18 protein-coding genes, 1 other RNA gene and 1 pseudogene are annotated in these 23668 nt (G+C 64.9%); 10 read left to right on the top strand and 10 right to left on the bottom strand.

The window, feature by feature from the left end:
* Positions 1 to 3: 3 nt before the first annotated feature.
* A complete protein-coding gene (locus tag JNB89_RS26610; RefSeq protein WP_135892822.1) occupies positions 4 to 717 on the top strand; it encodes an HAD family hydrolase in 714 nt (237 codons plus the stop codon).
* A gap of 147 nt (positions 718 to 864) precedes the next feature.
* Positions 865 to 1234, top strand: a transfer-messenger RNA (tmRNA) gene (gene ssrA, locus JNB89_RS26605).
* Positions 1235 to 1423: 189 nt separating this feature from the next.
* Here ssrA and JNB89_RS26600 read toward each other — a convergent pair.
* The 4 genes from JNB89_RS26600 to JNB89_RS26585 all read right to left on the bottom strand — a co-directional run bounded on the left by JNB89_RS26600 (position 1424) and on the right by JNB89_RS26585 (position 7332).
* Positions 1424 to 2989, bottom strand: a complete 1566-nt coding sequence (locus JNB89_RS26600; RefSeq protein ID WP_220364186.1) for a TolC family outer membrane protein — start codon at positions 2987 to 2989, stop codon at positions 1424 to 1426.
* Positions 2982 to 5084: a peptidase domain-containing ABC transporter gene (locus JNB89_RS26595; protein ID WP_220364185.1), complete on the bottom strand. Its 2103-nt coding sequence runs from the start codon at positions 5082 to 5084 to the stop codon at positions 2982 to 2984. The genes JNB89_RS26600 and JNB89_RS26595 overlap by 8 nt, the downstream gene beginning before the upstream one ends.
* A gap of 2 nt (positions 5085 to 5086) precedes the next feature.
* Complete coding sequence (locus JNB89_RS26590) at positions 5087 to 6280, bottom strand: HlyD family secretion protein (protein ID WP_220364184.1); 1194 nt, start codon at positions 6278 to 6280, stop codon at positions 5087 to 5089.
* Positions 6281 to 6372: 92 nt separating this feature from the next.
* The gene (locus JNB89_RS26585) at positions 6373 to 7332 is read right to left on the bottom strand and encodes a hypothetical protein (protein WP_220364183.1); all 960 of its coding nucleotides are present in this window, start codon (positions 7330 to 7332) and stop codon (positions 6373 to 6375) included.
* 855 nt (positions 7333 to 8187) lie between these two features.
* Here JNB89_RS26585 and JNB89_RS26580 point away from each other — a divergent pair.
* Entirely contained in the window at positions 8188 to 8547 is a 360-nt protein-coding gene (locus tag JNB89_RS26580) for a COG4315 family predicted lipoprotein (protein WP_220364182.1), read from the top strand.
* Positions 8548 to 8689: 142 nt separating this feature from the next.
* Here the strand turns inward: JNB89_RS26580 and JNB89_RS26575 are convergent, their stop codons facing one another.
* Complete coding sequence (locus tag JNB89_RS26575) at positions 8690 to 8956, bottom strand: hypothetical protein (protein WP_013340156.1); 267 nt, start codon at positions 8954 to 8956, stop codon at positions 8690 to 8692.
* Positions 8957 to 9085: 129 nt separating this feature from the next.
* Positions 9086 to 10171 carry a substrate-binding domain-containing protein gene (locus tag JNB89_RS26570; RefSeq protein WP_220364181.1) on the bottom strand — a complete coding sequence of 362 codons (1086 nt, stop codon included), beginning with the start codon at positions 10169 to 10171 and terminating at the stop codon, positions 9086 to 9088.
* 134 nt (positions 10172 to 10305) lie between these two features.
* Between JNB89_RS26570 and JNB89_RS26565 the strand changes: the two genes are divergently transcribed.
* Genes JNB89_RS26565 through JNB89_RS26550 form a run of 4 tightly spaced genes read left to right on the top strand, consistent with a single transcriptional unit; the run spans position 10306 to position 15574 of the window.
* Positions 10306 to 10791 (top strand): NAD(P)H-dependent oxidoreductase subunit E, encoded by a 486-nt coding sequence (locus tag JNB89_RS26565; RefSeq protein ID WP_013340158.1) that lies wholly within the window; start codon positions 10306 to 10308, stop codon positions 10789 to 10791.
* Positions 10788 to 12353 carry a formate dehydrogenase beta subunit gene (locus JNB89_RS26560; protein ID WP_220364180.1) on the top strand — a complete coding sequence of 522 codons (1566 nt, stop codon included), beginning with the start codon at positions 10788 to 10790 and terminating at the stop codon, positions 12351 to 12353. The genes JNB89_RS26565 and JNB89_RS26560 overlap by 4 nt, the downstream gene beginning before the upstream one ends.
* A 15-nt stretch (positions 12354 to 12368) precedes the next feature.
* On the top strand, positions 12369 to 15314 hold the full coding sequence (fdhF, locus tag JNB89_RS26555) for a formate dehydrogenase subunit alpha (RefSeq protein WP_013340160.1): 2946 nt from the start codon (positions 12369 to 12371) through the stop codon (positions 15312 to 15314).
* 8 nt (positions 15315 to 15322) lie between these two features.
* Positions 15323 to 15574, top strand: coding sequence for a formate dehydrogenase subunit delta (locus JNB89_RS26550; RefSeq protein ID WP_220364179.1), 252 nt, complete (start codon positions 15323 to 15325; stop codon positions 15572 to 15574).
* A gap of 102 nt (positions 15575 to 15676) precedes the next feature.
* Here the strand turns inward: JNB89_RS26550 and JNB89_RS26545 are convergent, their stop codons facing one another.
* Genes JNB89_RS26545 through JNB89_RS26535 form a run of 3 tightly spaced genes read right to left on the bottom strand, consistent with a single transcriptional unit; the run spans position 15677 to position 18896 of the window.
* Positions 15677 to 17404, bottom strand: a complete 1728-nt coding sequence (locus JNB89_RS26545; protein ID WP_220364178.1) for an FAD-dependent monooxygenase — start codon at positions 17402 to 17404, stop codon at positions 15677 to 15679.
* 53 nt (positions 17405 to 17457) lie between these two features.
* Entirely contained in the window at positions 17458 to 18540 is a 1083-nt protein-coding gene (locus tag JNB89_RS26540; protein ID WP_220364177.1) for a cation diffusion facilitator family transporter, read from the bottom strand.
* The gene (locus tag JNB89_RS26535; protein WP_220364176.1) at positions 18537 to 18896 is read right to left on the bottom strand and encodes an ArsR/SmtB family transcription factor; all 360 of its coding nucleotides are present in this window, start codon (positions 18894 to 18896) and stop codon (positions 18537 to 18539) included. The genes JNB89_RS26540 and JNB89_RS26535 overlap by 4 nt, the downstream gene beginning before the upstream one ends.
* Before the next feature lie 121 nt (positions 18897 to 19017).
* Between JNB89_RS26535 and JNB89_RS26530 the strand changes: the two genes are divergently transcribed.
* Positions 19018 to 20865 carry a tetratricopeptide repeat protein gene (locus JNB89_RS26530; protein ID WP_220364175.1) on the top strand — a complete coding sequence of 616 codons (1848 nt, stop codon included), beginning with the start codon at positions 19018 to 19020 and terminating at the stop codon, positions 20863 to 20865.
* Between the two features lie 23 nt (positions 20866 to 20888).
* Here JNB89_RS26530 and JNB89_RS26525 read toward each other — a convergent pair whose 3' ends face one another.
* On the bottom strand, positions 20889 to 22190 hold the full coding sequence (locus JNB89_RS26525) for an MFS transporter (RefSeq protein ID WP_013340166.1): 1302 nt from the start codon (positions 22188 to 22190) through the stop codon (positions 20889 to 20891).
* 311 nt (positions 22191 to 22501) lie between these two features.
* Here JNB89_RS26525 and JNB89_RS26520 point away from each other — a divergent pair, with 311 nt between their 5' ends.
* Entirely contained in the window at positions 22502 to 23035 is a 534-nt protein-coding gene (locus JNB89_RS26520) for a GNAT family N-acetyltransferase (RefSeq protein ID WP_220364220.1), read from the top strand.
* A 283-nt stretch (positions 23036 to 23318) separates the two neighbouring features.
* Positions 23319 to 23668 (top strand): annotated as a pseudogene (locus JNB89_RS26515) (hypothetical protein); the annotation flags it as partial.

Genomic DNA, 23668 nt, shown 5'->3' with positions numbered 1-23668 from the left:
TCAATGAGCGATCCCACGCCCCTGCCCCAGCGCGAAGACAACGAAGATTCGCTCGGTCTTTGCCAAGCCGTGCTGTTCGATTTGGACGGCACGCTTGCCGACACCGCGCCCGATCTGGCAGCCGCCGTCAACAAGATGCGTCACGATCGCGGACTCGAGATGGTGCCGCTCGAAAAGCTCCGCCCGCTGGCGTCCGCCGGCGCCCGCGGGCTGATCGGCGGCGGCTTCGGCATCGGACCCGAGGACCACGAATTTGCGTCGATGCGCGAGGAGTTCCTCGCCAATTACGAAGCCGACCTTTGCATCGAGACTACGCTCTTTCCGGGCATCCCCGAGTTGCTCGACGAACTCGACGCTCGCGGTGTGCGCTGGGGCATCGTGACCAACAAGGTCACGCGGCTGACGGAACCGCTGATCGCGCAACTCGGTCTGGAAGAGCGTGCGGGCTGCGTGGTCAGCGGCGACACGACTCCTCACTCGAAGCCTCACCCCGCGCCGTTGTTGCACGCGGCGCGCGCACTCGACACGGCGCCCGAGCGTATCGTCTACGTCGGCGACGATTTGCGCGACGTGCAGGCCGGCTTCGCCGCCGGCATGAAGACGGTGGCCGCTGCTTACGGCTACTGCGGCGATGATATTCCGCCAACGCAATGGCACGCGGAGCATGTCGTGAACTCGCCCGCCGAACTGCAGCGGCTGTTGCGCGACATCGGCTAAGCCATTTCGACGCCTTGGGCTCCCTTGGGCTCACTTGGACTCTTTCGCCGCGAGACCCGGCGCACAGGGACCGGCGGGGAGCCGACACAGGGCCGTCAAATTATTGTAAAATGTACTTTGGCTTGAAGTTATCAAGCAACGAACCGCGGGGGCGACCTGGTTTCGACAGGGGTTGCGAAGCGGCTAGGGCATGTCGAGGACCCGTCACCTCGTTAATCAATGGGAAAAACGTAACTGCAAACGACGATACGTTCGCACTGGCAGCCTAAGGGCCGCCGTCCTCTGCCTAGTTCACTGACGGGCTAGTGTCGCAAGACCGGTAGCAATACCGACAGAGGTCATATACGTCAGTTAAGCCTTGACGGAGTCACGACGTCCGGGTCGAAAATCTAGTGAATCGCCGTAGTGCAGCGTGTTCGTCCGCGTCGCTACGGTTAAATCAAAAGACAGAACTAAACATGTAGAACTGGTCGTAGAGTGCTTCTGGACGCGGGTTCGATTCCCGCCGCCTCCACCAGACAGCTTGCAGCAAACGGCGTTGCCCCGGCAGCGCCAAGACAAAACCCCGACGGCGTACAGGCCGAGCGGGGTTTTTCCATTTTGGACTGCCGGCGCAGCGCGCAGGGTGCAGACTGGCGCAGCGCACGCGCGTCGATTTGCAAGCCAAGCGCCTGATGAAAAGTTCGCTCGAATCATGGGCCACCGCTCACCGCCGAATCGCCATCAGCGCCCGCAAAATATCAGCGTCGATCTTTGGCGCCTGCGCGCCGGAAACCACCGCCGGCATTTGCGCATTCCCTGCGGCAACCGGCAGCTCCCGATTTGCGCCACTCACTGAGGGCAGCAGCGTCATGGTGCCCGCCGCGGCTACCGCTCCCCCAACATCCGCCGCTGCAGGGCGCACTTGCGCGCCACTCACCGCACCACGGTCCACCCTGGCATTAGCCAGCACCCCGCCGCCATCCGCATTCAGCAATAGCTCGTTCACGCGCGCCACCTCGTCAATGTCCAGACTGGCCACAACCGCCTTCAGTTGAAGCAGTGCGACCACGGTCGCATAGCGCGCGCGGATCTGATCGCGCCGATTCGCGAAAAATGTGTCCGATGCCCGCAGCACGTCCGTGCTCGTGCGACTGCCCACGCGGTAGCCGATCCTCGTCGCATCCAGTGCCGCGCGCGAACCCCGTACGAGGCGCGACAGCGTTTCGACCCGCGCGACGGCGGCCCGAAACCGCGACCAGTAATCGCGCGCGCTTGCGCCCGCGGCGCGCGTTGCCGCGATCAGTTCGTCCTGCGCTTTATCCTGCAATGCGAGCTTTTCGTCGATAGTCGCGGCAGCCCCGCCGCCTTCGAAGATAGGAATGGTGACCGACAGCATCGCCGTGGTCGTGGTAGTCGGCCGCAGATACCCCGACGCAGCGCCCGCCGGCGTATGGCTTGCCGTCAGATTGACGACCGGCAGCCGCGCTGCGCGAGCCTTATCGACCTCCAGTTCGGCGATGCGCTTATCCACCTGCTTCAATTGCACGTCGTAGTCATGGGCCTGCGCTTGTGAAGCCCAGCTTTCCACGTCCTGCGGATCGAGCGTCGGCATGCGGGCCATATCCGACACCCGCGAGAGCCCCGCAAAAGGCTGCCCCGTTAGATGCTCGAGCGCCAACCGTTTCAGTTGCAAATCATCGCGTGCGTCCTGTTGTTGCGCTTGCGCCTGTTGGCGTGCCGCATCGGCTTCGCGCACGTCGATTACCGTCGCCTCGCCTGCCTCCCGCTTGCGGCGCAGCGCGTCCAGGTGCAGATCGAGCGTGGCCGCATAGTCGTTGGCACGCGTCAGCTCGTCTTCGGCTGCGAGTTCGTCGAAATAGGCCTGCACGGATCGCAGAATGACCGCTTGCCGCGCGCGTGCCAAGTCCACGGCGCCTCGGGCCTGAACAAAGTCGGCCTGCTTGTATGCAGTCCATCGGCTCCAGTCGAACACCGGCTGCGTCAACTGAACGGTCCATCCGCTTTGCCAGTAATGGGTGTTCGGAAGGCTCTCGGTAACGACATTGTTGTACGCGCGCCCCCAGCCGCCCACCACCTGCGGCAGAAGCGCCGCGCGCGCCTTCGGCACAGCTTCGCGCACCGCTCGCGCGCTCGCACCGAACGCAGCGAGATCGGCGTCATGGTCGATGCTCTGTTCGACGACGGCGAGCAAATCGACTGCGGCCGCGGCCCCCGCATAACCCACGCCCGCGAGCGCGACGATTGCGCCCGCCCATGCACGCTTACTCATCCACCGCCACTCCTTCCCGAGCCTCGCATAGCAGTTGGCCGTCGACCAGGCGATAGCGCGTGTCGAACTTCGCTGCGAGCGACATGTCATGCGTAATCACCACCACCGTGCGCTCGAGACGCAACAGCAACTCGACAATCTGCCGCACCGAAGCGGAATCGAGATTCGAAGTCGGCTCGTCCAGCAGCAGCAGTTCGCGCTGCTGATACAACAAGCGCGCGAGCAGCAGACGTTGCCGCTGGCCCGCGGAGATATTGGCAATCGTGTCGCTAATCACGGTGCGCGTGCGCATCGGCAGGCGCATCACGTCGGATAACAGGCCGACGTCCTCGAGCAATGCGTGAATTCGCGCTTCGTCGGCATTGCCCGAGAAGAGCGACACGTTGTCAGCGATCGAGCCATGCAGTATCAGGTCGCCTTGCCGCATATGAACGGCGTGCCGCCGGATTTCGTCGACGCTGAGATTGGGCCACGCGACACCGTTTAACTTAATCTCGCCTTCCTGCAGCGGCTCTGCTGCCGCGAGCAGTTTGAAGAGCGTCGACTTGCCGCTGCCGGACGCGCCGGTGATCACAATCTTGTCGCCCCTGCGGATGACGAGGTTCGCGTTGGCCAGCACTGGCTGATCCGAGACGCCATAGCGGAAGGTGACACCGCGCATCTCGATCTGCTCGAACGTGCGCACCTCGACGGCCTGATGTAGATGGGCGAGCGGCGTATAGCGCTCCGCTTCGCAATCGACGATATCGCTCACCCGCGCGACCGGCACGCTCAGCATGAAATACTCGAACGCCCCGTTGACGGCGCGAGCGAAACGCTCGGACAGCAACGATTTGTAGATCAGAAACGAATAGAACACGCCAACCGAGATCTGACCGCCCAGCATCAGGCGTGCGGCGAACCAGCTCACCGCGATCATGTCGGCGTAATCGATCAGCTTGAGAATCGCATCACGCGCGCTGGTGAGGCGACTGCTGCGCACGAGCGCCGCAATGTAAGCGCGATATCTCGTCATGAAGATCGCGGTGCGCCGCGTTTCGCCCTGCGACAGCTTGATTAGCGACGCGGCGCGAATCGTTTCGATCAGCGTGTCGTCGCAACGCGCCGATTCTTCGAGCACCAGCGCATGCGTATCGCGCATGCGTGCAAACAGCGCAAAGGCCACGGCGACATAGACCACGAAAATCAGCAACGCGATCAGCGTGAGTTGCCGGCTTTGCACGAGCATCAGTGCCAGCGCGAGTGTGCCGACCACGATGTCAATGCCCGCCGAGATCGCCGTGCGTGTCGAGAAGACGCTGATTTCGTCTTGCGCCTTCACTCGCGCGAACAGATCGCCGACGTGGCGCTTCTCGAAGTACGGAATCGGGTTGCTCAGCAACTTTGCGACGATGCCTTGAGTCATGCTGATCTGAACCAGACCATGCAGAAGTTCGACGAGGTAACTCTGCACGTATTGGCTCAACGCGCCGGTCACGAAAATACCGGCGAATGTCAGCATGAGAACGTTCAGCAAATTGAGGTTGTCGGCGGCGACCACGTCGTCGAGCAACAGGTTGCCAAGGTAGGGCATGGCGAGAATCGCAAACTGACTGCCGAGCGCGACGAACATGACCTTGGCGATCTGCGCGGCGAGTTGCGGATTGAGCGCGCGCACGCGAGCGAGCGCCTGCGGCACACGTGACTTGCTGCGCACGCGCGGCATGTCGGGCGTGGCCGCGCACTCGAGCAGATAGCCGGACACATTCGCGACGAACGTGTCCATGGAAATGCGCCGCCGGCCGCTCGCCGGGTCGATCACCTGCACGTAGCCGCGCGCGCATTTTTCGAACACGACGAAATGCGCGCCGCCGAAGTGCAGGATCGAACCGCGCTTGATGTCCTGCACGTCGCCCGCGTCGAAACGGTAAGCCTCTACTGCCAGACCGAATTCTGCGGCAACATCGTACAGATCCATCAACGTGAGGCCGTTCGCTGAAATCGGCCTGAACGCCTGCAATTCGCGAATCTCGATAGCGCGGCCCAGGTGCGTCAGGACCATCGCGAGGCATGCATAGCCGCACTCGGCGACTTCGTTCTGGTAGATCACGCGCATCGTCAACCTCGCAGCATGCGGAAAAGCGGCGCGAGCACCCATTCGGCAATGGTGCGGCGCTCGATCACGATGCTCGCGGTGGCCGTCATGCCCGGCAGAATGTCGAAACGTTGGCGCTCGAATTTGAACTGGCCGTCGCCGAGCGTGGCCCAGGCCATGTAATCGCCTTCGGCGCCGCGCGCCTCAGAGGCGCCGGCCGGCGACATGGCCGAGCGCACGGTGGTACGCGAAATGGAATCGATGCGGGCGGCATAGCTGCCGAACTTCGCGTAAGGAAAAGCGTCGAGCTTGAGCCGCACCACCTGCCCTTCGCGCACGAAGCCGCGCCGACGCGACGGAATGCGCAACGCGGCACGCAGCGGACCCTGCTCGCCGGTGGAGATGACGAGCGCGACGTCATCCGGACTCAGCGTGCGGCCGGGGACGAGGCCCGAGAACGTCACGACCCCCGCCTTCGGCGCGGAAATGACGGCGTCCTGACGAATCTGCTCGAAGCGCATGTGGATGTCTTGCACGTCCCGCGCGTAACGCGCGGCGAGTTCGGCAAGTTGCGCGTCCAGGCTGGTTTGCGTGCCGATTGCGGCGCCGAGTTCGGCATTCAATTGCTGACGACGTGCGCTGCCCTGCGCGACCGACACCTTCGCCTGATGCACGAGCGCCCTTGCCTGCTCGATGCGCTCGGCAGTGACGTAGTCCGATACCGACTCGAGGCGAGCGAGCGCGCGTTGCGCCTCCGCGGCGAGTTGCTGGTTCTGGCTCGACTGCTCGTCCAGCGCCGCCATTTCCGCGCGACGGCTCTGCGCCGCGAGCCGCGCGGCGTCGAGTTGCGCCAGCAGGTCAGACTTGCGCTGCAGGTACTGTGCTTCAGTGGTGCGGAGTTGCTCGTCGCGCGCGTGTTCGTCGAACGCAGGCCGCTGCCGCCCGTCGCTCGCGAGCGACAGATCGCGTTCGAGCCGGAACAGCGGCGTGCCCTGCTCGACCCGCGCCGCGCTATTCACGTAAATGTCGGAGACGAGCCCGCTGAGCCCCTGAACTTTGATTTCGGACGGTGAGACGATCTCCGCGCGCACGTCCTGCTTCAGTTCGACCTGGTGGACAAACGCAAAGGCCACCGCGCATACAACGAGCGTGGACGCCGCGTACGCGAGCCAGCGCCAGGAAACGTCCCTGAATTGCGGGAGATGAGTAGGTTGCATAAGTCGTTGCGGTCGGACAAGCGAGCCGCGCTTGAGCGTGAGCGCTAGCGGAAAACGCGGCGCGCCGGCCTTCGCAGCGGACGCGGAAGGTTTTAGCGAGCGGGTGCAAACGAATACATCGATGGGTGTCCTGCCACGAGCCAGTCTGCATAGTTGTCGGTCACTGCTGCTTCGATATAGCGCGCCAACTGTTGAGGCGCGCCGGCCGCGGCGAGCGGCAGCGGATCGAAGATCTGCGCACTGAAGCGGCCCCGCTCGTAACGCAGATAGAACGGCAGCAAGATCGCGTCGAACTGGCCACCAAGACGGAACACACCGTTGTGAATGCGTGCGTTGCGCCCGAACAGCGAGACGCTCACCGTTTCCATCGGATAACGGTGCAGCGTGAAGGGCGGCACGTCGGCGAACAGCACGGCGACGCCGCTGCGCTTTAACGCTCGCGCGAGACGCAGGCCGAGGCCATTGCGGTCGTCATCGCCATAGGTGTACAGCACGGTCACGCCGGGGATTAGCGCATGGTCGTCGCCATACAGGTCGCGCGGCACGCCCGATACGACGGCGAGCGATTCCAGCCCGAGCAGTTCCCGCAATTCGTCGATCACATAGATGTTCGCGTACTGCGACACATAGTGAAACGGCGACACGATGACGGGGCGCCCAGGTTCTACTACACGCAACTGCGTGATTTCTGTGGCCAGCGCGCGGGCGACCTCCTGCAAATCCGGCCATGCTTCGCTGCCTCTGGCGAGCCGCCCGTAATAGATGCGCTGGTCGATCAGATGCTCGCGAAAACGGCCCGATGCCACGCGACTCGAGTCGGGCAACGTCAGCTTCAGGACGTTGCGGCCAATATCGGAACGGCAAGTGCCTTCCCAGCGGACACGTGCGTCGGTAAGCGCGCGGATTCGCCACGAGACGACGGCAAGCGGTTCGATTGCGGTACGCGGCAAATGGGCGATCAACGCCCGGCGAGCACGGCCTCTGCCATGAGCAAGCCAATCAGGCAGCGACGCAAGCAAGCGTAGCCCCGCGGCCGCAAGCTTGAACTTCATGTGGACTTGCTTGCCGGGACGGCGCCTGGAGCACAGCCCCGGCTTCAAACATTAGACGCGCGCCACAGGTGCGGAAGTCTTCAGCGTGGCTTGCGTGCGGGTTCTGCAGCTGCTCTTGCAGCAACCACCAGCAACAGCGGATTTGGCCAGTTCATTGCGATTGATCTTTTGCATTTTACCTACCAGTGATCGGATTAATGAGGTTACCCATGAGCGATTAGTATTGAACCAATCACCCGATGGAGCGCTATTGAGTTTATCACCGGATGTTTATCAAAAATGAATCTGACGAATTTTTTGCCTCCGGCTTATCCGCAAGTCAATTCCGAGTTACCCAAAGAAATTTCCGGGTCCGAGCGTATTCACAGATCGCCCGTTCGCGCACACGCCGCCGGCCATCCGCCCGGCACACCGGCTATCGCCAGAGCGTCGACAGTCGCTCTGCGCAGAGCTAAACCAGCGGGCGTAAGGTTTAAACGACAGCCGCTCCAAATCCGCCTGAAGCCAGAACGGAAGTCGCCATAAAATAAATCAGAAATTTCCAGCCATTAATTCCACAGCGCCAACACGCAAAAAGCAAAAAACTACGCATTTCCTATCAGAAATAATCGCGCAATTACGCGAAACCAGCAAAACGGCCACTTCGCCTCCGACAAAGTGCCGCAAGGCAGCAAGTCAGGCGAGCCGAAAAAATCCGGGCGTCGCGCCGTCTTCGGCCTTCAAACCCGCAATCAGATGGAATAAACCGGCCGGCCAGCCCGTTGATGCGTGACGCGTGCACGCATGCGGCCTTGCATACGGCCTCGCATGCCCACGTCGCAAAGCCAATTCACTCGAACAACCAGGAGCCACATCATGCGTAAGACTCTCTTGTGCGTTGCCTTGCTCGCGCTGCAGCTAGGCGCTTTCGCCGAGCCCCCGAAAGTGGTCGACGGCCGCTTCGTCACGTCGGACGGCATGACGCTTTACACGTTCGACAAGGACACCTCGCCGGGTGTCAGCGCCTGCACCGGCGGCTGCGCGAGCAATTGGCCCGCTGCTTTGGCGAGCCCGTCGGACAAGCCGTCGGGAGACTGGACGCTGATACCGTCGGCGGACGGCAAGCAGCAATGGGCGTACAAGGGACGCCCGCTCTATCGCTTTGCGGCGGACAAGCAGGCGGGAGACGTGAAAGGCGACGGCTTCAAGGACGTCTGGCACACCGCGAAGCCGTAACCCGCGCGCTTTGCAAACCAATGCAAAACGCCGGCGCAGTGCCGGCGTTTTCACATCAATCTGGCTGGGGCGACGCGCCCGGTTCAGGCGCTGCCGACTGCTCATGCGGCGCCAGCAACTCGTCCCACTCGTCCTACACGTCCTACTCGTCCTTGGGACAGCGCAGGTTGCAACCGTTCGGATCGCCGAGGTCGCCGCGCTTGCGCATCGCCGATTTCTTGTCGGACTGATATTTGTCCGACGGCGCCGACGCAGCAAACGGCATTTGCGGATGTTCGGCAAGCCGGAACTGCTCCTGAAGAATGCCGCCCGGCACGCCCGGCGAGTTCTGCGCGAAAGCGACGCAGGCGCTCGCGAGGAACAATCCGGCCGACGCGGCCGCGGCACATGTGTGTAGAAGAACTTTCATATCGGTTCGAAGCGCAGCGACGCGCGCAGTTGGACAAAAGGCGGAAAGCTTAGAGAGTATCCGAAACGAAAGCCAGCCGCAGCGGCGAGCGTAACGGGCTGCGCGCTGCGCTGTTTACGACCGCTTACCTCACGGCTCACCCACCGCTCCGCTCAATCCCGCTTCGAGATCCACTATCTTGCCGCAGTGGCGCGGATCATAACCTTGCAGCCGATCCACGCTCGCGTGGAATGCGCTGCCGCGCAGCAGTTCGATCACCTCCGACAACGGCGCCCTCTCCAGACGCGAGCGGTCACACGCGAAGTAATAGTCTTCGTCGACAGCGGGAAGGAAGTCGAGCCCGAAATGATGCGCCGCGGGCTCCACGCCGAAGCCCACGTCCGCCATGCCGCTTGCCACGAACGCCGCGATCGCGGAGTGCGTGAGTTCCGCCGACGCATAACCGTTCACCCGATCCGGGTCGATGCCCAGTTTGCGCAGCGCGAGATCCAGCAGCATGCGCGTGCCCGAGCCATGCTGACGATTGACGAAGCGGATGTCGTCGCGCGACAGATCGGCAAGCCCTGCGATCTGCTTCGGATTGCCCTTGCCGAGAAAGAGCCCCTGCTTGCGCCGCGTCAGATGCACCAGCACGTGACGCTGCGGATCGAGCCAGCGCCGGTAGGTGTCGGCGCAGGCCGCGCGAAATTCGCCGAGCGGCAGGTGGAAACCGGCCAGGTCGCATTCGCCGCGTGCGAGTGCGCTCACTGCGTCCACGCCGTCGCGATACTTGATGTCCACAGGCAGTTCGCGCGCCACCAGCGCAGTGACGAGCGCGGCCACCGCATAGCCGTGCGACGCATGAATGCGCACATGGTCGACTGGCGGCGCGAGCCAGCGGTTCAGATCGCTTGCCACTTCGCTCGCCAGGGCCTGCATGTTGCCGTCGAGCCGCTCGCCGCACAGACGCTGCGCGCGCAGCACGGCCTGGCCGAGTTCGGAGAGCACCGAGCCACGGCCGCGCTCCTTCGCGATCAGCGGACCGCCCAGGCGCTCCTCGATGGACCGCAGCAAACCCCACGCATGACGGTAGGACAAACCCTTAAGCGTCGCCGCCTGCGCGATGCTGCCGGATTCGTTGACGAGCGCGAGCAGCGGCACGACGTCCGACAGGCTTGCCTCGCGGCCATCCGGGCCCTTCAATATCAATTGAGCATGGCACTCGATTCGGATCATATATGTGCTGGTTTTTCCTATTGCGCCGGCCGTTTCGCCCGCCTATCGTTCGGCTATCCCATATCGAATAAACGAAGCATAAGTGCACGCTTTATGAATAACAAGTGCATATATGACTTTGGAGGAGCCCCCACTTGGACGATCTCATCGCCGTCGCGCCGGAAGAACTGGTAGCGCGTCACGCGCAGCCCGGCAGGTCGCTGCTGGCCGTGCTGCACGCAATTCAGGACGAACTCGGTTACGTGCCGCCCGACACGGTCGCGCCGCTTGCGCGCGTGATGAACCTGTCGCGCGCGGAAGTGCACGGCGTCATCACCTACTACCACCACTTCCGTACACAGCCGGCCGCGCCGGTCACGGTGCAGCTATGCCGCGCGGAAGCCTGCCGCAGCATGGGCACCGAAGCGCTCGCACGGCATATCGAGTCGCATACCGGTTGCCGCTTCGACGCGGAGCACGAGGCCGGCGCCGCGGTGGAACTGGAGTCGGTGTATTGCCTCGGTCAGTGCGCGCTCTCGCCCGCGATGATGGTGAACGGCACGCTGCACGCGCGGGTCACGCCGCAAAAATTCGACGCGATTTTCGCGGCCGCCAGCAAATGCGTGGAGGTGACGGCATGACGCGCATCTATGTTCCCCGCGATTCATCGGCGCTCGCCCTGGGTGCGGACGCGCTCGCCGACGCGATCAAGGCCGAAGCCGCCCGCCGGGGCATCGCAATCGAGCTGGTGCGCAACGGCTCGCGCGGCTTGCTGTGGCTCGAACCGCTCGTCGAAGTGCAAACGGCCGAAGGCCGCATCGGCTACGCGAACGTCGAAGAAGGCGATGTGGCAGCGCTCTTCGACGCAGGCTTCATCGACGGCGGCGAGCATGCGCGGCGCGTCGGCGTGGTCGACGAAATTCCGTATCTGAAGAAGCAGCAGCGGCTGACGTTCGCACGCATCGGCATAACCGATCCGCTTTCCATCGACGACTACGTCGCCCATGGCGGTCTCGAAGGTCTGCGCAACGCGTTGCAGACCGACGGCGACGCCGCCTGCGAAGCGCTCATCGAATCGGGCCTGCGCGGTCGCGGCGGCGCCGCGTTCCCGGCCGGTATCAAATGGCGCACGGTGCGCGCCGCCAAGGCCCCGCAGAAGTATGTCGTCTGCAATGCCGACGAAGGCGACTCCGGTACGTTCTCCGATCGCCTCGTGATGGAAAGCGATCCATACGTGCTGATCGAAGGGATGATCATCGCAGGCGTCGTGACGGGCGCCACGGCCGGCTATATCTACGTGCGCAGCGAATATCCGCATTCCATCGCGACGCTCGAAGCCGCGATCGCGAAGGCGCGCGCGGCCGGCTGGCTCGGCGACAGCGTGCTCGGCTCGGCGCATCGCTTCGAGCTGTTCGTCGCCAAGGGCGCGGGCTCCTACGTATGCGGCGAGGAAACGGCGCTGCTCGAATCGCTCGAAGGCAAGCGCGGCGTTGTCCGCGCAAAGCCGCCGGTGCCCGCGCTCGTCGGCCTGTACGGTCAGCCGACGGTGATCAACAACGTCATCACGCTGGCAACGGTGCCGATCATCTTTGCGCGCGGCGCCGCCTACTACAAGGATTTCGGCATGGGCCGCTCGCGCGGCACGCTGCCGTTTCAGCTCGCGGGCAACGTGAAGCAGGGCGGCCTCGTCGAGCTTGCGTTCGGCGTGACGCTGCGCGAGCTGCTCTACGACTATGGCGGCGGCACGGCGAGCGGCCGGCCGGCGCGCGCGGTCCAGGTGGGCGGCCCGCTCGGCACCTATCTGCCGGAAAGCCAGTGGGATATCCCGATGGATTACGAAGCGTACGCCGCCGTCGGCGCGGTGGTCGGCCACGGCGGTCTCGTCGTGCACGACGACACCTCGAACCTCGCCGACCTCGCGCAATACGCGATGCACTTTTGCGCGCTCGAGTCGTGCGGCAAGTGCACGCCGTGCCGCATCGGTTCGACACGCGGCGTCGAAGTGATCGCGCGAATCCGCAACGGCGATAGCTCCACGCGTCAAGTGCAGTTGCTGCGCGATCTGTGCGACACCATGGTGTCCGGCTCTCTGTGCGCGATGGGCGGCATGACGCCGTACCCGGTGCTGTCCGCGCTCGACCATTTCCCTGAAGACTTCGGCCTCGCCGGCGCCGGCGCCGATGCCCCGAAAGCTGCGGCCTGAACGAGGAGCCCAACCATGTCAGACATGCTCAACACTCCGACCGGCGGCTGCGGCTCCGGCAACTGCGCGTGCAAGTCGCAGGCGCAAGCGCGGTCTACCAACCGCTATTTCGACGACACCGACTACGGCACGCCCGCGCGTCATGCGGACGTGGACGTCACGCTGGAAATCGACGGCCAGTCGGTCACGGTGCCGGCCGGCACGTCGGTCATGCGTGCCGCGATCGAAGCCGGCGTCAACGTACCGAAGCTGTGCGCGACCGATTCGCTGGAACCGTTCGGTTCGTGCCGCCTGTGTCTCGTCGAGATCGAAGGCAAGCGCGGCTATCCGGCCTCGTGCACGACGCCGGTGGAAGCCGGCATGAAAGTGCGCACGCAGACCGACCGTTTGCAGTCGCTGCGCCGTAACGTGATGGAGCTGTACATCTCCGATCACCCGCTCGATTGCCTGACCTGCCCCGCGAACGGCGATTGCGAACTGCAGGACATGGCAGGCGTCACGGGCTTGCGCGAAGTGCGCTACGGCTTCGATGGCGCGAATCACCTGAAGGATCAGAAAGACGAATCGAATCCGTACTTCACCTACGATCCGGCGAAATGCATCGTCTGCAATCGCTGCGTGCGCGCGTGCGAGGAAACCCAGGGCACGTTCGCGCTGACCATCGCCGGGCGCGGTTTCGAATCGCGCGTGGCCGCAAGCGAAAACCAGCCGTTCATGGAGTCGGAGTGCGTGTCGTGCGGCGCGTGCGTGGCCGCGTGCCCGACCGCGACGTTGCAGGAAAAGACCGTGGTGATGCTCGGCCAGGCCGAGCACTCGGTCGTCACCACCTGCGCGTATTGCGGAGTCGGCTGCTCGTTCAAGGCCGAGATGAAGGGCAACCAGGTCGTGCGCATGGTGCCGTACAAGAACGGCCATGCGAACGAGGGCCACGCGTGCGTGAAGGGCCGCTTCGCATGGGGCTATGCCACGCACAAGGACCGCATCACGAAGCCGATGATCCGCGCAAAGATCACCGATCCGTGGCGCGAAGTGAGCTGGGAAGAAGCAATCAACTACGCGGCGTCCGAATTCCGCCGCATTCAGGCCAAGCATGGGCGAGATTCGATCGGCGGCATTACGTCGTCGCGCTGCACGAACGAAGAAACCTACCTCGTGCAGAAGCTCGTGCGCGCGGCCTTCGGCAACAACAACGTCGACACGTGCGCGCGCGTGTGCCATTCGCCGACCGGCTATGGCCTGAAGACGACGCTCGGCGAATCGGCCGGCACGCAGACCTTCGCCTCCGTCGATAAGGCCGACGTCATCGTGGTGATCGGCGCGAATCCGACCGACGGCCACCCGGTGTTCGGCTCCCGTCTGAAGCGCCGCGTGCGTGAAGGCGCGAAGCTGATCGTCGTCGACCCGCGCCGCATCGACATTGTCGACACGCCGCACGTGAAGGCGTCGTATCACCTGCAATTGCGCCCGGGCACCAATGTCGCCATTGTAAATGCGCTCGCTCATGTGATCGTCACCGAGGGTCTGCTGAACGAGGCCTTCATTGCCGAGCGTTGCGAAGGGCGCGCATTCGAGCAATGGCGGGATTTCGTCGCGTTGCCGGAAAACGCGCCCGAAGCCACCGAAGCGATCACCGGCGTGCCGGCAAAAGACGTGCGCGAAGCCGCGCGCATCTACGCGACCGGCGGCAACGCGGCGATCTACTACGGCCTCGGGGTCACGGAACACGCGCAAGGCTCGACCATGGTGATGGGCATTGCGAATCTCGCAATGGCCACCGGCAACATCGGCCGCGAGGGCGTCGGCGTGAATCCGCTGCGCGGACAGAACAACGTGCAGGGTTCGTGCGACATGGGCTCGTTCCCGCACGAACTGCCGGGCTATCGCCATATCAGCGACACGATCGTGCGCTCGCAGTTCGAGGACGCATGGAACGTCACGCTGCAGACCGAACCTGGCCTGCGCATTCCGAACATGTTCGAGGCAGCGCTCGACGGCAGCTTCATGGGCCTCTACTGCCAGGGCGAGGACATTGTGCAGTCCGACCCGAACACGCACCACGTGGCCGCGGCGTTGTCGGCAATGGAATGCATCGTCGTGCAGGACATTTTCCTGAACGAGACGGCGAAATACGCGCACGTGCTGCTGCCGGGCTCGACCTTCCTCGAAAAGGACGGCACCTTCACGAACGCTGAGCGCCGCATTTCGCGCGTGCGCAAGGTCATGCCGCCGGTGCCGGGCTACGCCGACTGGGAAGTCACGCTGATGCTGTCCCACGCGCTCGGCTACGAAATGAACTACTCGCATCCGTCCGAAATCATGGACGAGATCGCGCGTCTCACGCCGACCTTCCACGGTGTCTCGTACCGCAAGCTCGACGAGCTTGGCAGCATCCAGTGGCCTTGCAACGAAGCGGCGCCGGACGGTACGCCGACCATGCACGTCGATGCGTTCGTGCGCGGCAAAGGCAAGTTCGTGATTACGAAGTTCATCGCGTCGCCGGAGAAGGTGACGCGTAAATTCCCGCTGTTGCTCACGACCGGGCGCATTCTGTCGCAGTACAACGTCGGCGCGCAGACGCGCCGCACGGAGAACTCGCGCTGGCACGACGAAGACCGGCTCGAACTGCATCCGCACGATGCGGAAGAACGCGGCATCAAGACGGGCGACTGGGTGGGCATCGAGTCGCGCGCGGGACAAACCGTGTTGCGCGCGAAGGTCACCGAGCGGATGCAGCCGGGCGTGGTCTACACGACGTTCCACTTCCCCGAATCGGGCGCGAACGTGATCACCACCGACAGTTCGGACTGGGCAACCAACTGTCCGGAGTACAAGGTGACCGCGGTGCAGGTCACGCCGGTCGAACAGCCCTCCGAGTGGCAGCAGCAGTATTCGCGCTTCAATGCCGAGCAACTCGAGTTGCTCAGGCAGCGCGAACTGGCCAACGCAACGTCCGGTAAGTGAGGCGAGCCATGGACATTCGGAATCTGATCGACATGGCGAACCGTATCGGCGATTTCTTCGCTTCCATGCCGGATCACGACGAAGCGGTCGCGGGTGTGGCGGATCATATCCGCCGCTTCTGGGAGCCGCGCATGCGGCGCGCGTTGATTGCGTCACTCGATGCGCCGCAGACGGGCGGCATCGAAATGTCCGCCATCGTCAGGGAGGCGCTGGTGAAAAACCGCGAGCGTCTCACGCCTGCGGAGGCTCATGTCGCCTGAGGGTTGGGGCGCGGGAGTCGAGGACGGCGCGGGGGGTGCCCCGGCGGCGGTCGGCGCTCGACGGCAAGCACCGTCACGCCGCCGCGCGGCGCCCCTCCCGTCTCACAGCGCCGTCTGCTCCGCGCTCTCTCCCCCCACGGTAAACCACGTTTCGCAGTGCCGCAGCAGCCCGTTCAGGTCCGAGCCGGTGCGCCCGCGCGCGCTGATGTAGCCGTCTGGCCTGACTAAATAGAACGACGGCCGCGTACGCCCATAAGACTCGGCTAGCGACGGCCCGCCGTCGCCGGTGGTATCCGTCACACGCCAGATCCGCACGGCGCCCGGCAACAAACGCTCCATTTCCACGGCAAGACGCTCGAGTTCCGGGTCGGGGGGCGGCTCGTGCTTCGCATCCGGGTCGAGCGGCTTGCCGTCGACGGGCAACGGCGGCACCAGTACGAACAGCGAGAAGAACGCCGGGTCGTGCAGGTCGTACAGGCAGCCGATGCCCGGCGCACATCCGAGCGGACCGTCGACGACATGCACGACCGCATCCGGCGCACGCTCACCCGCTCGCGGCCCGCCGTCGAGCACCCGCTCGAGCGTGAGCGGACTGCGCCGATACTGGATCGACAGCTCGCTGATAGTGAGCCGCGCGGCGTCGCGCAGCGGACCGAGCGCGGCGAGAACAGGCATGACGCGCTCGCGCAACAGCTTGAGCGGCCCGTGGTCGGCTTCCGCCATCTGCGTGATAAAGCCGGTTTGCCGCAACACGTCGCGCTCGATGGGATGCCGTTCGAGATGGTAGGTGTCGAGCAGGCGCTCGGGCGCGCTGCCTTTCACCACGCGCGCGAGTTTCCAGCCGAGGTTGAACGTTTCCTGAATGCCCGTGTTCATGCCCTGCGCACCGGCCGGGCTGTGCACATGAGCCGCGTCGCCCGCGAGGAACACGCGGCCAACGCGCAGGCGCTCCACCATCCGGCTGTTCACATGGAAATACGAGGACCATGCGAGCTCCGACACGTCGACGCGTTCATGCACGCGCCTCGCCAGCAGCGCCTTGCACGCCTCGAGCGACGGCGCCGGGACACGATTGAGCGGCGGCTCGCCAAGCACCACCGGCGACGGCGGCGCGGCAGCGGCAGGCGCCGGCTCCACCGCGTGATCGGCAATCAGCCGATGCCGGCCGTGCCCCATCGGGAACAGCGCGACGAGGCCTTCGCCGGATGCGAAGATGTGAAATTCGTCGTCGGGCCAGTCGGTTTCGGCATGAACATCGGCCAGCAGGAATGTCTGCTCGAGCGTCCTGCCCTCGAAGTTGAGACCGAGGCCATGGCGGATCATGCTGTGCGCGCCGTCAGCGGCGATTATCCAGGACGGGCGCAGCGTTTCCGTGTGACCGTCGGCGCGCCGCAGCGTCGCCTGAACGCCGGCCGAGCCTTGCGAGAACATGGTGAGTTCGACGCCCCGCTCGATCGTCACGCCGAGCGTCGCCAGATGTTCGGTGAAAAGACGCTCGGTCACCGACTGATCGAGAAACAGCAGATACGGATAGCGCGTGTGCAGCGGGTCGAAGTCCAGTTGCGCGAGCCGCATGCCGTTCGAAAACAGATTGGCCACGCGCGCGCGATGGCCGAGTTCGAGAAAGCGTTCGGCAAGCCGATGCTGCTCCAGCAGTTCCAGCGTACGCGCCTGAATGCCGATGGCGCGCGAATAGGGATTGGGCTGCATCGCGCGGTCGATGAGCCGCACGGGAACGTGCGCGCGCGCGAGACTCATGGCGGCGGCGAGCCCGGTTGGCCCCGCCCCGACGATCAGCACCGGTGACGCATTGTCAGCAGCAGCGTGCATGCAAAACTCCGCAGACCACAGTGCGCTCTAGTGTACGCCCGGCGCCCGCGGCTTCAATGCGCAACGGGCGGCCTGTCCATCGCACAGCGATGATGGGTCGTGCCGAGGTCCACTTGCAGCGTGGCATGCTGCATCGAAAAGCGTTCGCGCAATGCGAGCACAATGCCGTCGAGCCGCTCGTCGCCGGGATGCCCCGCCGGCATCACCAGATGCGCGCTGAGCGCATTGCCGGTGGTCGAAAGTGCCCACACGTGCAGATCGTGCACGTCCTCGACGCCGGGCTGGCTGGCGAGATAGTCGCGAATGCGTTGCACGTCGACGCCTGGCGGCACGGCGTTGAGCGCGAGGCGCACCGAGTCGCGCAACAGCCCCCACGTGCCGTAGACGACCACCGCGACCACCAGCAGACTCATCAGCGGGTCGAGCCACGTCCAGCCGGTGTAGAGAATCGCGAGGCCGCTCACTGCCACCGCCGCGGACACGCCGGCATCGGCGGCCATATGCAGAAAAGCGCCGCGAATGTTCAGGTCTTCCTTCTGGCCACGCATGAAGAGACACGCGGAGATTCCGTTGACGACCATCCCCACGGCCGCGACGACGAACACCGCCAGCCCGCCGACAGGCGCCGGGTCGATCAGGCGGCCGATTGCCTCGGCGACGATCACGCCGCACGCGAACAGCAGCAGCGCCGCGTTGGCGAGCGACGCGAGAATCGACGAGCTGCCGTAGCCGAACGTATAGCGCGCGGAGGGACGGCGCGTGGCCAGCCAGGCGGCGCCCCAGGCAAGCAGCAGGCCGAGCACGTCGGACAGATTGTGACCCGCGTCGGCGAGCAGCGCGGTGGAATGCGCGAGCACGCCGTACACGGCCTGCATGACGACGATCGCGACGTTCAGCGCGACTGCAATCGCAAACGCCAAACCGTGGCCGGCGACGGGGGCATGGGCATGGTGGTGGCCGTGGCTGTGGCTGTGACCGTGGCTGTGGCTATGACCGTGACTATGGCTATCGCCGTGATGGTCGTGCCCGTGCCCCGCACCATCGCCGTGATCGTGCCCATGGCATTGCCCACCGGCATCCGATGTCGCGAGCCGCGCCGACGCGTGCTCGTCTTTTCTGGTTTCGATTTCCTTCATGGCAGATCCAATGCGTCGTCGCGGGTAGGCTCGGCGACGTGCTCGAGCATGCCGGCCAGCATCGTGCTGATATGGCGGTCGGCGGCGAGATAGAACACCTGCTTGCCCTGCCGCTGCGCCCGCACGATTCGCGCCGCGCGCAGCAGCCGCAAATGATGGCTGACGAGCGACGGCGACAGCCCCAGCTCTTCCGCAATCGCCCCCACCGGACGACGTGCGTCGACGCAGGCAAGCACGATGCGCAAGCGCGTTGGATCGCCAAGCAGCCGGAACAGGTCGGCCAGCGGCACGATGGTATCCGCCGAAGGCGGGTCGAAGCCCGCCGGCGGTTGGCCGGAAGTGGTGACGGGAATCATGGCGGCCTACATGTGAATAGGTGTTCACATGTTAGGCGAGACGCGGAACCTGGTCAAATCGGGGCGCCTGTCGCGAGTGTGGGAAAATGCGGCCTTTGCCTCACCCCCTACCTTCCCCGTCATGCAACCTGTTTTTGACCGCGCTTTTGCGGCGCATCGTGACGGCCGCCTCGACGACGCCGAACGCGGCTACCGCGCGACGCTCGACGGCAATCCCACGCACGTCGACGCACTGCACCTGCTTGGCGTGCTGCGCCACCAGCAGGGCCAGCACGCGGAAGCCGCCGAACTGGTGCGGCGCGCGGTCAACCTGCGTCCGCAAGACGCCGCGCTGCAGTTGAACCTCGGCAATGCGCTGAAGGCGCTCGGCCAGATCGACGAGGCCATCGAGCAGTTCCGCAACGCGCTGACGCTCGCGCCGTCGTTCCCCATGGCGCACTACAACCTCGGCAATGCGTATGCGGCGGCGGGCCGTCACGAGGACGCCGCCGACGCGTTCCGCCGTTCGCTGCGCCTGCAACCGGAAGACGCTTCGTCGCACAACAACCTCGGCAACGCGCTGCATGCGCTCGGGCGTCACGAGGAAGCCATCGCGTCGTTCCGCCGCACGCTGGAGCTGCGCCCCGGCCACGCCGGCGCGCTCAACAACATGGGCATGTCGCTCAACGCGCTCGGCCGTGCGGACGAAGCCATCCCCTGCTTCAAGGCCGCTCTGGCCGCGGAGCCGCGCTTCGTCGCCGCGCACTTCAATCTTGCCAATACGTTCGACGCCACCGGCCGTCACGAGCAAGCGGTCGCGTCGTTCGAGGCCACGCTTGCCTTGCAGCCGAATCTGCCGCCCGCCATCTTCGGCATAGGCAATGCGCTTGCCGCGCTCGGGCGTCATGCGCAGGCAATTCCGTACCTGGAACGCTCGGTCGGTCTCGATCCGCAATTCGCGCTCGCCTGGCTGAGCCTCGGCACCGCGCACCAGGCGCTAGGCGCACACGCTACCGCCGTGCGCGCCTTCGACCAGGCGTTGCGCCTGCAGCCCGATCTCGCGGCCGCGCATATGAACCGCGCACTGGCGTGGCTCGCGCTGGGAGATTTCGCGCGCGGACTGCCGGAGTACGAGTGGCGTCTGCAAACTGTCGCCGAACCGGCTATCGAAACGTTGCCGCGCTGGCACGGCGAGCAAATCGCGCAGCGCACGCTGCTGGTCCACGCCGAACAGGGTTTCGGCGATACCTTGCAGTTCGTGCGCTTCGTGCCGCTTGCCGCGCAACGGGCGGCGCGCGTGGTGCTCGAGGTTCAGCCGCCGCTGCTGCCGCTCCTCGAACCGGTTGCAAAGGCGTGGCGCGTAACGCTGGTGGCCCGCGGCGCGCCTCGCCCTGCTGCCGACCTGCAATGCCCGTTGCTGAGCTTGCCGCTCGCGCTCGGCACGACGCCCGCTACGATTCCGGGACGCACTTCCTACCTGAGCGCGCCGCCCGCATGGCGGCGCAAATGGCGCGGCTCGCTGGGTGGTCAGGCGAGGCGCAAGATCGGGCTCGCGTGGTCCGGGCGCATCCAGCAGAACGAAACGCGCTCAATGCCGCTTGCGGCGCTCGAACCGCTTCTCGCGCTTGAGGGCATAGACTGGATCGTGCTGCAGCCCGATCTGCGCGACGACGAACGCGCGGCGCTGGACGCGCATCCGCGCGCCAGGTGGATTCACCGCTTCGACGGCCGGATCAACGATTTCGCGGATACGGCGGCGATCGTCGAGCGGCTCGATGCGGTCGTTTCGATCGATACGTCGATCGCCCACCTCGCCGGCGCGCTAGGCAAGCCGCTGTGGCTCATGCTGCCGTTCGCACCCGACTGGCGCTGGTGTCCCGACGACACGCGCAGCGCCTGGTACGCCAGCGCGAGGCTGCTGCGCCAGCCGCGGCCCGGTGCGTGGCGCGAGGTGGTGGAAGCGGTGGCGCAAGAGCTGCGCGCTGGATAGGCGCAGTCAGCCAATACCGCGCTTCACGCGCTCTTGTATTGATCGCGCGATTCGCGCGTGCGGTACAGCACGAGCGTAGCGACCAGTCCGCAGAGCGCCGCCACGCCGAGGAACAGGCCAGGCGCGGCCTTGTTGCCGGTCGAATGGATCAGCAACGTGGAGATGGCCGGCGTGAAGCCGCCGATCGTTGTCGCGAGGCTGTAGGCGAGCGAGAAACCCGCGGTGCGCACCTCCACCGGCATCACTTCGGTGAGTGCGACGACCATCGCGCCGTTATAGCTGCCATACAGGAACGACAGCCACAGCTCGACGGTGAGCAGACGCGCGAACGACGGCTCCGCGACCAGCCATTGCAGCGCCGGATAGGCGCTGACCAAGGTGAGCGCGGTGAAGGCCAGCAGCACCGGACGACGGCCGACGCGGTCCGACAGCGCGCCCGCGAGCGGCAGCCAGATCAGGTTCGACAAGCCGATGCAGACGGTGACGACAAGCGTGTCGATCGCCGAGAGCTTCAGCACTTCCTTGCCGAAGGTCGGCGTGTAGGCGGTGATCATGTAGAACGACACCGTCGTCATGATGACCATGCCCATGCCGCCCAGCACTGTGACCCAGTTCGCGGCCATGCTCTTCATGATCTCGCCCATGCCCGGACGATGCTTGCGCGCGGAGAATTCCTCGGTTTCCTTCAACGAACGGCGAATCAGGAACAGGAACGGCACGATCAGGCAGCCGATCAGGAACGGCACGCGCCAGCCCCATGCGCTCATCTGGTCCGCGGGCAGCGTCTTGTTGAGCATCACGCCGAGCAGTGCCGCGAACACCACGGCGACCTGCTGGCTGCCCGACTGCCACGCGCAATAAAAGCCCTTGTGCCCCTTGGTGGCAATCTCGGACAGATACACCGACACGCCGCCCAACTCCACCCCTGCCGAGAAACCTTGCAGCAGGCGACCGAACAGCACCAGCACCGGCGCGAGCAGGCCGATGGTCGCGTAGCCTGGAATGGACGCCACTGTGAGCGTGCCAAGTGCCATCAGGCCGAGCGTGAGGATGAGGCCCTTGCGTCGGCCGTAATGGTCGATGTAGGCGCCCAGCACGATGGCGCCCAGCGGCCGCATCAGGAAGCCCGCGCCGAACACGGAGAGCGAGAGCATTAGCGACGCAAATTCGCTGCCGCTGGGGAAGTAGGTCTTGGCGATCGCCGAGGCGTAATAGCCGTAGACCATGAAGTCGTACATTTCAAGAAAGTTGCCGCTGACCACGCGGAACACTGTCTTGACCTTGGATTCTTCCGACGAAGAAATGGCGTGTGACGCTGTTGACATTGACATTTCCTGATGAGCCCAACGCCGCGCGGTCCGCGGCGATCTGGCGATGAAACGGTCCGCCTGGTCGAACTGGCGGGTGCCACAGGTGAGCGGAAGTCTGCAGACGAGGCCGCGCCGGGGGCGCTGCATTCTGCAAGCGAACAGATTTACGCGGTATCAGGGTAAACGTTGACACTCCTGAAAGCCGTGCCCAGCCATGTTACCGTCGATGGGAGTGTTGCGCATTCCCTACATTTTCATTACAGCCGACGCCTGCGCGCGCGACCGCTAGAATGGCGGCGACGCGATATCAGTTCCTTACTTTCCCGATGCAGACCATCCCCGCCCTCTCGCTGCGCCCCGCCACCGTCGGCGATGCCGCGCTGATTGCTTCCATTCACAGCACGAGCTGGCGCGCCACTTACCGCGGCCTGTTGCCCGATGCCTTTCTGGACGGCGAGGCCGCCGGCGAACGCGACGCCTACTGGAAGGCGCGCATGGCAGCGCCCGGCGGCGAGCGCCGCATGGTGCAGATCGCGTTGTTGGGCGACGAGCCGATCGGCTTCGTATGCGTGGAGCGCCAGCCCGACTCCGCGTGGGGCGCGCTGCTCGACAACCTGCACGCGTTGCCGGGGTATCAGGGCATCGGCGCCGGCAAACTGCTGATGCGCGCCGCCATAGACTGGGCTCGCGCGCAAGGCGAAACGCAGATGTATCTGTACGTGCTCGAAGGCAACGTCCCCGCAATGGGCTTCTACGAACGGCAAGGCTGGCGGTTCGTCGGCGCGGAGCCGGACCGGATGGGCGGCGTGGATATCACTGCGTTGCGCTATGTTTATCGGCTGGACCCGTCGGGCGCTTGATCTGGGTCTCGGCCGCTCCCATCTCGGACATTTCGTCATGCACTTTGGGAAGTGTCAGGGCCTTTCATCTTTGGTCCCGTCGCATCATCTGCTTTTCCCGACGACGGCTTTGCGGCCTGGGCGCTGACGCGTCCGCTCGCGCACATGCGCGCGGGCTCTGTTGCTCCTGCGCCGTAGCGCTCGCGCGCATGTGAGAAGCGTTTTTTGCGTTGCACTCCGAGGCCTTCGTCGCCGACCCACGAATGCCAGGCGGCGTCTCATGCCGAGGCGCTGGAAAAGAGCGATGGCCACCACCCCGTTAACCGTAGTCGAAGGCGCGATGGCGTTGCCGCGCTCCCGCCCGTTCAACGATGTACCGGCGCCCTTTGGCTGCGGGTGGGCATTGCTCGCGCCAGGCTACTGCCTGGACTCGCGGCTGCACGGGCTGTATGGCGCCGTTCTCAAGACGTTCAACCTGAATGAACAGCCGATTCGCTCGTTCTGTCGATGGGTCGCGCCGGAGAACCGCCGTGCCGCAGCAGCGGCGGCTGCGGGCGTGGCCGCGGTGATTGGCGAGCGAGTGGTGGATAGCGGTGCTGCAGGTCGAGCGGCGGTGTTGGGGGCTGCGGGCGATGGGGGTTCGGTCTCTTATAC

Origin of the sequence: Paraburkholderia phenoliruptrix (genome assembly GCF_019511605.1) — a bacterium.
Classification (GTDB): domain Bacteria; phylum Pseudomonadota; class Gammaproteobacteria; order Burkholderiales; family Burkholderiaceae; genus Paraburkholderia; species Paraburkholderia phenoliruptrix_A.
Note: the sequence above shows the minus strand (reverse complement) of the source record. Positions and strands in the feature narration are given on the sequence as shown.

Excerpts from the sequence above, each read along its gene's own strand:
- JNB89_RS26570 (WP_220364181.1), bottom strand. The coding sequence starts at position 10,171 with ATGATCCGAATCGAGTGCCATGCTCAATTGATATTGAAGGGCCCGGAT.
- JNB89_RS26550 (WP_220364179.1), top strand. The coding sequence starts at position 15,323 with ATGGACATTCGGAATCTGATCGACATGGCGAACCGTATCGGCGATTTC.
- JNB89_RS26585 (WP_220364183.1), bottom strand. The coding sequence starts at position 7,332 with ATGAAGTTCAAGCTTGCGGCCGCGGGGCTACGCTTGCTTGCGTCGCTG.
- JNB89_RS26590 (WP_220364184.1), bottom strand. The coding sequence starts at position 6,280 with ATGCAACCTACTCATCTCCCGCAATTCAGGGACGTTTCCTGGCGCTGG.
- JNB89_RS26560 (WP_220364180.1), top strand. The coding sequence starts at position 10,788 with ATGACGCGCATCTATGTTCCCCGCGATTCATCGGCGCTCGCCCTGGGT.
- JNB89_RS26595 (WP_220364185.1), bottom strand. The coding sequence starts at position 5,084 with ATGCGCGTGATCTACCAGAACGAAGTCGCCGAGTGCGGCTATGCATGC.
- JNB89_RS26610 (WP_135892822.1), top strand. The coding sequence starts at position 4 with ATGAGCGATCCCACGCCCCTGCCCCAGCGCGAAGACAACGAAGATTCG.
- JNB89_RS26540 (WP_220364177.1), bottom strand. The coding sequence starts at position 18,540 with ATGAAGGAAATCGAAACCAGAAAAGACGAGCACGCGTCGGCGCGGCTC.
- JNB89_RS26520 (WP_220364220.1), top strand. The coding sequence starts at position 22,502 with ATGCAGACCATCCCCGCCCTCTCGCTGCGCCCCGCCACCGTCGGCGAT.
- JNB89_RS26545 (WP_220364178.1), bottom strand. The coding sequence starts at position 17,404 with ATGCACGCTGCTGCTGACAATGCGTCACCGGTGCTGATCGTCGGGGCG.
- fdhF (WP_013340160.1), top strand. The coding sequence starts at position 12,369 with ATGTCAGACATGCTCAACACTCCGACCGGCGGCTGCGGCTCCGGCAAC.
- JNB89_RS26575 (WP_013340156.1), bottom strand. The coding sequence starts at position 8,956 with ATGAAAGTTCTTCTACACACATGTGCCGCGGCCGCGTCGGCCGGATTG.
- JNB89_RS26530 (WP_220364175.1), top strand. The coding sequence starts at position 19,018 with ATGCAACCTGTTTTTGACCGCGCTTTTGCGGCGCATCGTGACGGCCGC.
- JNB89_RS26600 (WP_220364186.1), bottom strand. The coding sequence starts at position 2,989 with ATGAGTAAGCGTGCATGGGCGGGCGCAATCGTCGCGCTCGCGGGCGTG.
- JNB89_RS26525 (WP_013340166.1), bottom strand. The coding sequence starts at position 22,190 with ATGTCAACAGCGTCACACGCCATTTCTTCGTCGGAAGAATCCAAGGTC.
- JNB89_RS26580 (WP_220364182.1), top strand. The coding sequence starts at position 8,188 with ATGCGTAAGACTCTCTTGTGCGTTGCCTTGCTCGCGCTGCAGCTAGGC.
- JNB89_RS26535 (WP_220364176.1), bottom strand. The coding sequence starts at position 18,896 with ATGATTCCCGTCACCACTTCCGGCCAACCGCCGGCGGGCTTCGACCCG.